Origin of the sequence: Frankia tisae, from assembly GCF_025403405.1 — a bacterium.
In the GTDB taxonomy this organism is placed as follows: Bacteria; Actinomycetota; Actinomycetes; order Frankiales; family Frankiaceae; genus Frankia; species Frankia tisai.
The window spans coordinates 1-12,685 of record NZ_JANEZT010000194.1; the positions used below are offsets into that span (position 1 = coordinate 1).

The window sequence follows — 12,685 nt, forward strand, 5'->3', positions numbered from 1 at the left end:
GAGACAGCCACCGGCTCGGGGTCCGGCGGCTCGGGGTCCGGCGGCTCGGGGTCCGGCGGCTCGGGGTCCGGCGGCTCGGGGTCCGGCGGGTCGGGGTCCACCGCGTCGGGGCCCGGATCCGGCGGGCCCAGGACGTCCACCGCGAAGGCCGCCACCGCCAAAGCTGGTACCGGCAGGGCTGCCACCGCGAAGGCGGGAGCGGCGCGGCCTACGAGTGCGAAGACCGCGACCGTGCCCCGCGCCGCGGGCTCGGGGTCTCCGGCGAGGCCTTCCTCGAGCAGGTCCACCGCCACGGGGGCGGCCGCGGCGGGGTCCACCTCCGCGCGCGCCAGCTCCACCCGGGCGGGAACAGCGCGAACAGTCCCCGCCCGCCGATCCGCCACTGCCGCGACGCCGGCGGAATCGGCCGCCGGGGCGGCCATCGGGACCACGGCGCGGGCCGCCGCCACTCGCTCGACCGCCGCGCGGGCAGGAGCCGCCAAGTCGGGCTCCGCCAGCCGGGCGACGTCGACCCGGCTGGAGTCCGGGCGCGGCACCGCCCGCCGGGGCGGCGGCAGCCGGGTCACGGCTTCCTCCGCCGTTCGGGTGACCTCCACCCCTTCGGGGGGTACGGCGCAGGCGCGCCGTCCGGTGGGCACATCGACCGAGGTGCGCACGGCGACGCTGCGCCTGCCCTTCGTCACCGCCCACTTCGAGGTCTCCCCGCCGACCGTGCCCGGTAGCCAGGTCCGGGTGGGGCCGTTGAGCCTGCCCACCCCGGGACGCACCGCCTACTACCTGGGGCTGGGCACCCTCGCGGTGGTCGAACTGATCGAGTGGCCGGTGGCGCTGGCCATCGCGGCCGGCACCTACGTGGCCGGGCATGCGGTGGGACCGCAGGCCGCTGCCACGCGGGCGGGCGAGGCCGAGGTCGAGATCAGCGCGGAGCTGCCCACCGGCCTCGGGCCGCGCGGGCTGTGGCGGCGATTCCGGCATGCCGAACACGGCCTCGGCGGGCCGTCCGGCGGCACCGATCACAACGGAAATGGCCACCGCGAGCGTGGTCACGAGGGGCGTGGTCACGAGGGGCGTGGGCAGAACGGCTTTCGCGGCGGTGGCGCCGCTCGGCCTCGGTGATAGCCCGCCGCACGTGAGGCTGCCCGGCCCGGCCGCGGCGAGGTCCGCGGCGGTGATGCTCGTGCGGACGCTGAACATCGAGCTGACCCGCCCGGGCCGGCGACCGCGGCGGGTGTGGAGTCGCGACGGCGACGCGCACATCGAGATTCATCCGCCGTGGCCCGAGGGCACACAGCCGGATCCGGCCTTCGCCGACGCCCGCCGGCGCCGCCTGCATCGTGCGGTCGTCGCCGCGCTGCACCGATTGGACGGCGTCGACTGGGCCCAGGTCGACGAGGGCCTGGGACGGGTTCTCATCAGCTTCGACTCCGATCGCGTGGACGTGGCGGAGCTGGTCGACGCCGTCGCCGCGGTGGAGGCAACCCTGCGCGAAGGCGTGGTCGGCGAGCGGGGCCCGGACGGGGGGCGCACCCGGGCCGACGCCGGGGGCGAGGAGGATGACGCGGGACAGCCGGGTGCCGGCGCCGCGGCCGGTCCTGCGGCCGGCGTCGCCGACGCCGCGGCTCGAGCCGGTGACGGCCGCGCGACGCTGCCTGGGCACGCCGCGCACCCGGGGGATACGGGGCCGTTGGTCGCCGCGGTGATCGGACTCGGCGTGGACACCGCGGCACTCGGCGTCGCCGTGGCGGCCCGGGTCTACCGGGTGCCGGCCGTTCCCCGTGCGGCGGGCGCGGTGGTGGCGCTTGTGGATCACCAGCCGTGGGTCCGGCGGGCGGTGGAACGCCGCCTCGGCCAGCATGGCGCCGATCTGACGATCGGCCTGCTCGGCGCAGGCGCGGGTGCTTTGACCCAGAGCCCGGACATCCTCGTCGTCGGCGTGGCCCACCGGGCGGCGGTCGTCGGCGAGCTGCTCGCCGAACGGGCGGCGTTCATCCGCCGCCAGCCCGACCTCCTGCGCCGTACCGCCCGCGCGGACCAGGTTCCCGGCTCGCCGGCTGTCCCGTCCGAACCGGTTGCCGCGCAGACCTCGGGTGCCGCGGCGGAGCTGCTGGCTGCCGCGGCGCTGGCCGGTGGTGGGGATCCGTCGGCGCCGGGGCAGCTGTCCGGAGCCTCGCCTGGCCCGTCGCGACTACCCGGCGAGATCGGCGCACGCGCGCGGGAGCACCGGCCTCGCCCCGTTCCCGCCGGCCCGATCGAGCGCAGCGCCGAGCGGATGGCCGCCATCGGGCTCGCCGTCGGCGCAGCCAGCCTGCTCGCGACCGGCTCCCCGCGCGTCGGCGGTGAGCTGGTGCTGGCGACCGTGCCGCGGGCCGCCCGGCTGGGCCGGGAGGTCTTCGCGGCCACGGCGGCCCGCCGGCTGTCCGCTCGGGACGTGGTAACCCTCGACGCCCGCTGCCTGCGTCGGTTCGATCGGATCGACGCCGTCGTCGTCTGCGCGCAGGTGCTGCTGGGGGAGCGGACACGGGTGCTGGCCGCCGCCGACGCGGCCACCTGGTCGCGGGCGGATCGCCTGCTCGACGGGGTGGACCCTCGGCGGGTGTTCCAACCGGGCGACGTCGTCGCGCGGCAGGGGGCCGAACGGGTGGTGGCGGTGCACACCGAAGGGCCACGATCGGCGCTGCACCCATCCGGGCTACCCGTCGAGCTCCGCGTCGGCCGCCGCCGGGCGCACGCCGTCGTCGGCACCGAACTCGACGGGCTCGCCGAGGCACTCCTGCGTGCCGCCCGGGCGTGCGGCACCGTCGTGCTCACCGCCCACGCCAGCACGGTCGAGCTCGCCGCACTCGTCGACACCGTGCTGCCCGCGGGCACAGCGGTGGACACCGAGGTCTGGCGGCTGCAGGCGGCTGGCCGGATGGTCGCCGTCGTGGCCGGGGGTGCGCGCCCGGAGGCGCCGGCGGTCGCCGCCGGGGACGCCGACGCGCTGTTCAGCGCGGATGTGGGCATCGGGGTGGACATCCCGGGGGCTCGCCCGCCCTGGTCGGCTGATCTGATCTGCGCGGGCGGTCTGGTCGATGCCTGGCGGATCCTGCAGCTCCCACCGGTCGCCGCGGCGGTCAGCAGCCGGTCGGTGACCCTCGCCCACTCCGCGTCGGCACTGGCCGTCCTCACCACCATCGCCGGGCTGGGACGCGACGACACCGGTGCGGGCCGGGGCCGACGGGCGGGGCTGATCCGGCCCGCGGCGCTCGTGCGCGCCGCGCCGGTCAACGCCGCCGCGCTCGGCGCGATGGCGCTCGGCGCGCTCAGCGCGAGCCGCGCCGACCGGCGCACCCCTCCCGCGCCTGCGTGGCACACCGACTGGCATGCCCTGCCCGCGGACGCTGTGCGACGCCGGCTGGCCGCTGCCCCGCGGGACCCGGCGGAACCGGCCGGCGCCCGTACCGCCGAACCGGACTCCATGCAGTGGGACATCGACGCCCCGACCTCCGGACGCGGCGTCGGCTCGATGGCGTCCGCGGCCCGTGGGTTCACCGTCGCGCTGCTTTCGGACCTGAGCGATCCGCTGATCCCGGTGCTGTTCGTCGGGGCTGCCGCGAGCGCGGTGCTCGGGTCGACGGTCGACGCGGCCCTCGTCGCAGGGGTGTCGGTCGCCAACGCCGTGGTCAGCGGGGCGCAGCGGGCCAGGGCCGAGGCGGTGATGCGTCGGCTGATGGCCCGGAACACCCCGCTGGCCCGGGTGGTGACGACGACGGACACCCGGCTTGTCGACGCCGTCGACCTGCGCATGGGCGACCTCGTCGAGGTGCGTGCCGCCGACGTGGTGCCCGCGGACGCCCGACTGGTCCACGCAGAGTCCCTGGAGGTCGACGAGTCCTCCCTCACCGGGGAGTCGGTGCCCGTCGTCAAGGACACCGCCCCGACGCCGGGCGTCGCGCTCGCCGAGCGGCACAACATGCTCTACGAGGGGACGACCGTGCTCGCCGGGTCCGGTCGGGCGGTGGTGGTCGCCGTCGGCACGGCGACCGAGGCCGGTCGGGCGGGGCAGGCGGCGGTCGGCCACGGGTCGCCGCAGGGTGTGCAGGCCCGGCTCGCCGATCTGACCCGGCTCGCGATCCCGCTCACCGCGGTCAGCGGGATCGCCGTGGCCGGCCTGTCCTGGCTGCGTGGCACGTCGTTGCGGGCCGCCGTCAACGCCGGGGTGGCCGTCGCGGTGGCCGCGGTGCCCGAGGGGCTTCCTCTGGTCGCCACGGTCGCGCAGATGGCGTCGGCGCGCCGGCTGGCCAGGCTCGGCGTGCTCGTCCGTTCCTCCCGCACCGTCGAGGCCCTCGGTCGCGTCGACACGGTGTGCTTCGACAAGACCGGCACCCTCACCGAGGGTCGGCTGGTGCTGCGCGACGTCGTCGTCCGCTCTGCTGCCGGGCGTGGGCGGCCGAACGGTGCCGCGGGCGGGCCCGCCGCCCGGTGGCGGCGGGTTCCCGCGTCGGATCCGGCCGCGGCGGCGGTGCACCGGATCGCGGCCGCGGCCAGTCCGGCGCCGGGTGGGCCGGCGCCGCATGCCACCGATCGGGCGGTGCTCGATGCCGCCCACGGGCTCCCTCTGTTGGGGCGACGCCTGGCGGAGATGCCGTTCGAAACCGCGCGTGGATACGCGGCCACGCTGCTGCGTGACCCGGGCGGGACGGAGGTGCTCGCCGTCAAAGGCGCCCCTGAGGTGCTGCTCGACCGATGCCGGCTGGGATCCGGCCGGCGGCGGGAGGCCGTGCTGGTCGCCGAGGATCTGGCCAGGCGGGGGCTACGAGTCCTCGCCGTCGCCCGTGCGGACCAGACCGCGCCGGACCAGACCTCACCCGACCGAGGGCGGCCTGTGGGCGTGCACCCCCGATCGAACCCGGGAAGCCCGATCGAGGCAGATCGGCTCCGCGCGTTGGAGCTTGTCGGCTTCCTCGGCCTGGCCGACACGCCCCGGCCATCGGCCGCTCCGGCTGTGCGACGGCTGGCCGAGGCCGGGATCCGGGTGCTCGTCGTCACCGGGGACCACCCGGTGACCGCGGGCGCGATCGCCGCCGAGCTTGGCGTCCCGGGGGCTGACCACGTCGTCACCGGCGCGGAGCTCGCGGCGCTCGGTGACGAGGAGTACGCGCGCCGGGTCGAGGAGGCGACGGTGTTCGCGCGCATCTCCCCCGAGCAGAAGGTGCGCCTCGTCCTCGCGTTGCGCCGGCGCGGTCACGTGGTGGCCATGACCGGGGACGGCACGAACGACGCCGCCGCCATCCGCGCCGCCGACGTCGGTGTCGCCGTACGCGGCCATGGGTCGGCGGCGGCCACCGGCGCCGCCGACCTCCTGCTCACCGACGCCGACGTCACCCGCCTGGTCGACGCCCTCGAGGAGGGCACGAGCATGTGGCAGGCGGTGACCGATGCGGTGTCGGTGCTGGTCGGCGGCAACGCTGGGGAGGTCGCGTTCACCGTGCTCGGAACGGCGCTCGGGGGGACGGCGCCGTTGAACCCGCGCCAGCTGCTACTCGTCAACCTGCTGACCGACATGGCCCCGGCGATGGCCCTCGCCGTCCGGGGGCGTGCACCGCAGGGCGGGGCCCCCGCCGTCCGCGACGACGATGCCATCGCCCGCTCGGGCGGGGAGACCGGGCGGGCATACGGCGGGTCCGGCCCGGCCGGACCCCGGGGGGTCCGTCGTGGCGGGGGCGCGGCGACCGACTGGCTCACCGGCCCGCTGCGACGCATCCTGCTGATCCGTGGTGGGGCGACCGCGGGCGCGGCGAGCGCCGCGTGGCTGCTCTGCCGGCTCACCGGCACCCGTCGGCGCGCCTCGACCGTCGCGTTGCTCGCGCTCGTCGGGGCCCAGCTGGGCCAGACCCTGGCCCTTGCGGGCCGGGATCCGCTGGTCATCACGACGGCGATCGCCAGCGTGGCCGTGCTTGCCGTGCTGGTGCAGACGCCGATGCTCAGCGCGCTGTTCGGGTCCCGCCCGGTCGGGCCGGTCGGTTGGAGTATTGCGCTGGGCGCCGCCGGCGCGGCCACCCTCGCGGGACGAATGCGTCGACGACCGCCGCCCACACCAGGCGGCCCTCCCCGCCATCCGGGTGTGCTCCGCGCTCCGCTAGCGTGAGGCGCGTGGAGGGGTGCACACCGATGACGCGACCAGATCGGACCCGGCGGGCAGGTGACCCGCCGACCGGCAGAGGGGCCGCCGCGTGCTCGGGTTCCGCCGGCCGGCGCCGATGAACTTCTTCGAGGGCACGGTCCTCGGACTGGTGCAGGGGTTGACCGAGTTCCTTCCCGTCTCCTCCAGCGCGCACCTGCGGATCACCGCCGCGCTGGCCGGCTGGGACGATCCCGGCGCCGCGTTCACCGCGGTCACGCAGATCGGCACCGAGACGGCGGTGCTGATCTACTTCCGCAAGGACATCGCGCGGATCGTGCGGGCCTGGGCGCTGTCGTGGACCCGCCGGGAGATGCGCAAGGACACCGACGCCCGCGTCGGCTGGCTGGTCATCCTCGGCACGATCCCCATCGGCCTGCTCGGCGTCACGTTCCAGGATGCCATCGAGGGCCCGTTTCGCGACCTGCGCCTGATCGCAACGACACTGATCGTGCTTGGTCTGATCCTCGGCGGCGCGGACTGGTACGCCTCGAAGGGCCGCCCGCGCGGGCGGCACTCGCTGCTGCGGCCACGTAAGACCCTGCCCGACCTGTCGGTGCGCGACGGTGTGCTCTACGGGCTGGCGCAGTCGGCCGCGCTGATCCCGGGGGTGTCCCGGTCCGGGGCGACGATCAGCGGCGGGCTGCTGCTCGGCTACACCCGCGAGGCGGCCGCGCGCTACTCGTTCCTGCTCGCGATGCCCGCGGTGCTCGCCTCCGGCGTGTTCGAGCTGAAGTCGATCGGTGGCGGCGACGGCGACGGCGACGGCGCCGAGGTGTCGTGGGGGCCGACGATTCTCGCCACGGTCGTGGCGTTCGCCACCGGCTACGCGGCCATCGCCTGGTTCCTGCGCTACATCACGACCCGTAGTTTCGCGCCGTTCGTGCTGTACCGGGTCGCCCTGGGGCTGCTGTTGCTGGCGTTGCTCGCCGGGGGCGCGATCAGCGCGGACGCGGGCGCACCGGCCGACTGACGACCCGCGGGCGAACTCGTCGCAGAAGCGTCAACTACGGTGGGCAGGCGGCCCATGCGGCGTACGGAACGCGACGCGCGGTGGGCGGGGGTGCGGGGTACCCGGTCGGCGCGGTGGCGGGGAATCGCCGCGCGGCAGGGGACGAGGCATACCGGGACGTGACCGTCCCCAGGCACGCGCATGGATCCGCGGTGCGCGCGCCGGCCGTCCGCCGGATCCCGGGCCCAGCAGGCGATGCCCGACGCCGCCGAGCCCCTGATGGCGGCCGCGACGGAGCGTGGAGGACGCAATGGATCGGCCAGGGGTCGCGGGAACGCGGCCGTCCGGTTTCCCCGTCTCGGCGGCCGTGCCCGCCGCCGGGCTGACGGCTGCCGAGGTCGCCGAGCGGATCGCCGACGGCCGGGTGAACGACGTGCCGTTGCGCTCCAGCCGGAGCCTCGGCGAGATCGTCCGCGCCAACGTCTTCACCCGGATCAACGCGATCATCGGCGTCCTGCTGGTGTTCATGGTGATCGTCGGCCCGTTTCAGGACGCCCTGTTCGGCGGTGTGATCGTCGCGAACACCCTGGTGGGGCTGTTCCAGGAGCTGCGCGCCAAGCGCACCCTGGACCGGCTGGCGGTGGTCGGGGAGTCCCGGCCGCTGGTGCGCCGCGACGGGGTCGCGGCGCCGCTCGCCGCATCCGAGATCGTCCTTGACGACGTCATCGAGCTCGGGCCGGGCGACCGGATCGGCGTCGACGGGGTCGTCGCCGAGGCCGAGCACCTGGAGGTCGACGAGTCGCTGCTGACCGGTGAGGCCGACCCGGTGCACAAGCAGCCCGGCGACCAGGTCATGTCCGGCAGCTTCGTGGTCGCGGGCGTGGGCGCCTTCCGGGCGACCCGGGTGGGCCGCGAGGCCTACGCCGCGCAGCTCGCCGAGGAGGCCAGCCGGTTCACCCTGGTGCACTCCGAGTTGCGCGCCGGCATCAGCACGATCCTCCGGGTCGTGACCTGGATGATCATCCCGACTGGCATTGCGTTGATCATCAGTCAGCTTTACGTCAACGACGACGACCTGTCCGAGGCGATCCGCCGGATGGTCGCCGGCCTGGTGCCGATGGTGCCCGAGGGACTCGTGCTGCTCACCTCGGTGGCCTTCGCGGTCGGGGTGGTGCGCCTGGGGCGCCGCCAGTGCCTCGTCCAGGAGCTGCCGGCGATCGAGGGGCTGGCTCGCGTCGACGTCGTCTGCCTCGACAAGACCGGCACCCTCACCGAGGCGGCGATGGACGTTGCCGAGCTGCGCATCGTCGACGCGGTCGCCGCAGTCACGGCCGCAACCAGCGCCGCAACCACGGCCGGAAGCGACGGTTCCACGACCGGTTCCGCGACCGGTTCCGCGACCGGTTCCACGACCGGTTCCGCGACCGGTTCCGCGACCGGTTCCGCGACCGACGTGGCCCGGCAGGTCCTCGGCGTGCTCGGCACCGCCGACGCCCGGCCGAACCCCAGCATGCAGGCGATCATCGACGCGTACCCGACGCCGACGGGCTGGGCGGTGCGGGCGGACGCCCCGTTCTCCTCGGCCCGCAGGTGGAGCGGCGCGACGATGGTCGACCCGGCCGGCAGCGTCGCCACCTGGCTGCTGGGCGCGCCCGACGTGCTGCTGCCCGCCGACCACCCGGTGCTCACCGAGGTCGACGGCTTCGGCGCGCGCGGCCTGCGGGTGCTGCTGCTCGGCCGGTTCACCGCCCCGCTCGACGGTGCGCTGGCCGAACCGGCGAGCGTCCCGGCCTCCGTGGTGCCGGTCGCGCTCGTCGTGATCGCCCAGCGGCTGCGGGCCGACGCGTCGGACACTCTGCGCTATTTCGCCGAGCAGAACATCGCGGCGAAGGTGATCTCCGGGGACAATGCGCTGTCCGTCGGCGCGGTCGCCCGCTCCCTGGGGCTGCCCGGCGCCGACTCGCCGGTGGACGCGAGGACGCTGCCGACCGATCCCGACGGTCTCGCCGACGCCCTGCAGACCCATTCGATCTTCGGACGGGTGACCCCGCAGCAGAAGCGGGCGATGGTCGCCGCCCTGCAGGCGCGCGGCCACACGGTCGCGATGACCGGCGACGGCGTCAACGACGTCCTCGCCCTCAAGGACGCCGACATCGGTGTCGCGATGGGTTCGGGCAGCCAGGCGGCCCGCGGCGTCGCCCAGATCGTCCTGCTCGACAACAGCTTCGCGACGCTGCCGTCCGTCGTCGGCGAGGGGCGCCGCGTCATCGGCAACATCGAACGCGTCGCGAACCTGTTCCTGACGAAAACCGTCTACTCGGTGCTGCTCGCGATCCTGGTCGTCGTCACCCGGGTGCCCTACCCGTTCCTGCCGCGGCACCTGACGTTGCTCAGCTCGCTGACGATCGGCATCCCGGCGTTCTTCCTCGCGCTCGCCCCGAACACCGAGCGGGCCCGGCCGGACTTCGTCGGCCGGGTGCTGCGCTTCGCGCTGCCCGCCGGGATCATCGCCGCGGCGGCGACAATGGCGTCCTACCTGGTGGCGCGGTCGATCTACGACGATCTGGACGCCGAGACGTCGATGGCGACCCTGACGCTGTTCCTGATCGCGTTGTGGGCGCTGGCGATCGTCGCCCGCCCCTACACGTGGTGGCGCATCGCCCTGGTGCTGACCATGGCGGTCGCGTTCGTGCTGGTCCTGGTGATCCCGTTCGGCCAGGAGTTCTTCCAGCTGTCGCTGGTGGGGACGACCGGCCCGTGGACCGGGGTGGGCATCGCGGCGGGCTCGGGGATGCTGCTCGAACTCGTCTGGCTGCTGACGCGGCGCCACCTGGCCGTCGCGGCCTCCCGGGACGAGCTGGCCGCGGCGCGGCGTCCCTCGGCATCGCAGAGCAACGTGCGGACCCTGCCGGCACCGGCACCGCCCGCCGCCGAGCTCGTCGCGCTGGGCGCGGGGACGACTGCCGACGGCGAACGCGCGGCCGGGGGGAGGCCACCGCGGGTGGATGGCGAGGCCGGGCACGGTGACACCAGGTGATTGCTTTCAGCCGTCGTCGCCGGCCGATGCGCGCCCGCCGAAGGCGATATCGTCGTCCGCTGCCCGTCGGGGCATGGGAGGCATGGGCGGTCCCGCCGGCCCGCTGCCGGTCAGCACGCCGGTCGTGACCGCCGGGCCGGTCGCCGCCGCGGTACGGCGGTGGGTCGGGCCGTCGGCGAGACCGGCGAGGTAGGCGTTGTAGGCGTCGAGTTCGGCGTCGACGTCACCGGCGGCGGCGATCCGGCGCTCCCGGTTCCGGGTGCGCCGCTCGTCGAGCCGCGCCCACTGGAAGGACAGCACGATGAGCACGACGAACGTCGGCAGCTCCCCGAACGACCAGACGATGGCGCCGGCGGTGCGCTGGTCGCTGAGCGCGCTCACCCCCCAGGGCCGCACCAGCCGGCCGTACCAGTCGGCGCCGAGCAGCGACGATTCAGCCATGATCGCCAGGCCGAGGAAGGTGTGGAACGGTACGGCGGATATCAGCATCAGGATCCGCCCCGGATGCGGCAGCCGCCGCGGCAGCGGGTCGATTCCGATGAGCAGCTCGAAGAACAGCACGCCGACCGCGAGGAAATGCACGTTCATGTACAGGTGACCGAGGTGGTTGCGCATCAGCGTGGGCAGCAGCGACGTCAGGTACAACACATACAGGCTGCCGATGAAGTTCACCGTCACCAGCGCCGGATGGGTCAGCACCCGTACCGGCCAGGAACGCAGCAGCGCCACCAGCCATTCCCGCGGCCCGCTGCGATGCGGGGCCCGCGCGGGGCGCATCGCCCGCAGGGCCAGGGTCGCCGGCGCGCCGAGGACGAGGGGGATCGGCGCGAGCATGCTCAGCAGCATGTGCTGGGTCATGTGCACGCTGAGCAGGACGGGCCCGTAGCGCCCGAGCCCGCTGGAGGTGGCGATGACGACGACGGCCAGACCGCACAGCCAGGCGATGGTGCGCCCGACCGGCCAGCGGATGCCCCGGACGTGCAGCCGGCGCACCCCGGCGAGGTACATGCCGGCGGCGACCACCGACGCGGCGAGGAACACCCAGTCGATCCGCCAGTCGGCGGCCAGCCGAACGGCGGTGACCGGCGGCGGCATCGGGTAGCCGAGCATTGCCCGGGTCGGGTCGGCGGGCACGAGGGCGTCGTTCACCGGCGGCGCCGTGCGGGACAGCCCCACGGCCAGGCCCAGCGTGGCCGTCAGCACGGTCAGTTCCACGCCCGCCAGGCGAATGAACCGACCGACCGCCCCCGCCGCGCCTGCCGCCGCCGTCGCCCCTGCTGCCGTCGCGGCCGCGGTCAGCCGGGCGACGACCTGGCGGCGCAGCAGGCCGCCGAGCACGACCGCGGCGATCAGGCCCACAGCCTTGAGCGTGACGAGCAGGCCGTAACGGGTCTCCCACAGCGGCGAGAAGCCGCCGAGGCGCAACGCGGCCCCACCGATCCCGCTGACCGCGGTGACGAGCGCCGCGCCGGCGGCGAACCGGCTGTGACGCCGCAGCGCCGGGCCGAAGGAACCGGCGGGCAGTCGCACGGCGGACAGCAGGCCGAGCAGCCCGCCCACCCACGCCGACGCGGCGAGGATGTGCACGGCGAGCGCCACCACCGCGATCGCATGGTCACCGGAGCTGGCGGCGTGCCCGGCGAAGACCGGCGGCAGCAGTGCGATGGCGGCGACGGCGAGCAGCGCACCGGCCGCGGTCGTCGTCGTCACCGTGCGGCCGACGATCGCCACCACGGCGGCGAGCACCGCGACGGTGATCAGGGCGCGGCCCTGCTCGGTCGAGGCGACGAACGACCGCAGCGCGTGCAGGTCGAGCACGTCCCCGGCCGGCTGCGCGGAGACGTCGGACAGGGTGAACACCAGCTCCGCGAGGGTGGCGAGTACCCACACCACCGCGGCGTCGGCCGCGTACCGCCCGCAGCGGCGCGAGGTCGACGTCAACGGCCGCTGGCGGGAACCGGCCGCGCGGTCCGGCAGGGCGCCTGCGTGTGCCGTCGCCGAGTCGCCCGCGTGTGCTGCCGCCGCGTCCGCATCGGGCGGCTCACGGTGGTGGCGGGCGGAAGTGCGCTGCGACGGCAGCAGGACCGCGGCGGCGAGCAGCCAGCCGAGCGTGGCGACCGAGGCGATCCGACCTACCAGCCGGGCGAACGGCAACGCCCAGTAGGTGCCTTCGCCGGCCGAGGGCAGCCCTGGCAGCCGAAGCGGACCCGGGCCGAAGCCGACGACCAATGCCAGCACGGCGCACCCGGCCAGCACCGCGACGGGCAGCGCACGGGCGGCCGCCCCCGGTGGCCGGGCGGACGTCGGCCGGGCGGACGTCGGTGCCGGGGAGACGCCCCCCGACGGGAGGACCTCCGGGGAGCCGGGAGAGCCGGCCGAGGTGGGCGTGCCCATCGAGGGGGAAGAGTCCATGGTCAGCGCGCTCCGGGTTGACGTCGGCGCAGGATAACGAGCAGACCGCCGCCGGCGAGGACGACGACGGCGGCGATCACGACGACGACGATCCAGCCGCTGCCCCCGCCGTCCCCATCATCCG

The 12,685-nt window shown here is 75.4% G+C and carries 5 protein-coding genes and 1 pseudogene; 4 read left to right on the forward strand and 2 right to left on the reverse strand.

Annotated features, from left to right (window positions below; genetic code table 11):
* Positions 1-566: pseudogene (locus tag NBZ85_RS18475) on the reverse strand (hypothetical protein); the annotation flags it as partial.
* A gap of 64 nt (positions 567-630) precedes the next feature.
* Here NBZ85_RS18475 and NBZ85_RS18480 point away from each other — a divergent pair.
* The 4 genes from NBZ85_RS18480 to NBZ85_RS18495 all read left to right on the forward strand — a co-directional run bounded on the left by NBZ85_RS18480 (position 631) and on the right by NBZ85_RS18495 (position 10,149).
* Positions 631-1,116 carry a hypothetical protein gene (locus NBZ85_RS18480; protein WP_261558057.1) on the forward strand — a complete coding sequence of 162 codons (486 nt, stop codon included), beginning with the start codon at positions 631-633 and terminating at the stop codon, positions 1,114-1,116.
* Between the two features lie 55 nt (positions 1,117-1,171).
* Positions 1,172-6,127 carry a cation-translocating P-type ATPase gene (locus NBZ85_RS18485; protein ID WP_264761917.1) on the forward strand — a complete coding sequence of 1,652 codons (4,956 nt, stop codon included), beginning with the start codon at positions 1,172-1,174 and terminating at the stop codon, positions 6,125-6,127.
* Positions 6,128-6,239: 112 nt separating this feature from the next.
* On the forward strand, positions 6,240-7,133 hold the full coding sequence (locus tag NBZ85_RS18490; protein ID WP_261558060.1) for an undecaprenyl-diphosphate phosphatase: 894 nt from the start codon (positions 6,240-6,242) through the stop codon (positions 7,131-7,133).
* 289 nt (positions 7,134-7,422) lie between these two features.
* Positions 7,423-10,149, forward strand: coding sequence for an HAD-IC family P-type ATPase (locus NBZ85_RS18495; RefSeq protein WP_261562300.1), 2,727 nt, complete (start codon positions 7,423-7,425; stop codon positions 10,147-10,149).
* Positions 10,150-10,155: 6 nt separating this feature from the next.
* Here the strand turns inward: NBZ85_RS18495 and NBZ85_RS18500 are convergent, their stop codons facing one another.
* Positions 10,156-12,543 carry a bifunctional copper resistance protein CopD/cytochrome c oxidase assembly protein gene (locus tag NBZ85_RS18500; RefSeq protein WP_261562301.1) on the reverse strand — a complete coding sequence of 796 codons (2,388 nt, stop codon included), beginning with the start codon at positions 12,541-12,543 and terminating at the stop codon, positions 10,156-10,158.
* Positions 12,544-12,685: the final 142 nt, after the last annotated feature.

Bases quoted from the DNA above. Each gene is read 5' to 3' on its own strand.
- NBZ85_RS18485 (WP_264761917.1), top strand. From the start codon at position 1,172: ATGCTCGTGCGGACGCTGAACATCGAGCTGACCCGCCCGGGCCGGCGA.
- NBZ85_RS18490 (WP_261558060.1), top strand. From the start codon at position 6,240: ATGAACTTCTTCGAGGGCACGGTCCTCGGACTGGTGCAGGGGTTGACC.
- NBZ85_RS18495 (WP_261562300.1), top strand. From the start codon at position 7,423: ATGGATCGGCCAGGGGTCGCGGGAACGCGGCCGTCCGGTTTCCCCGTC.
- NBZ85_RS18500 (WP_261562301.1), bottom strand. From the start codon at position 12,543: ATGGGCACGCCCACCTCGGCCGGCTCTCCCGGCTCCCCGGAGGTCCTC.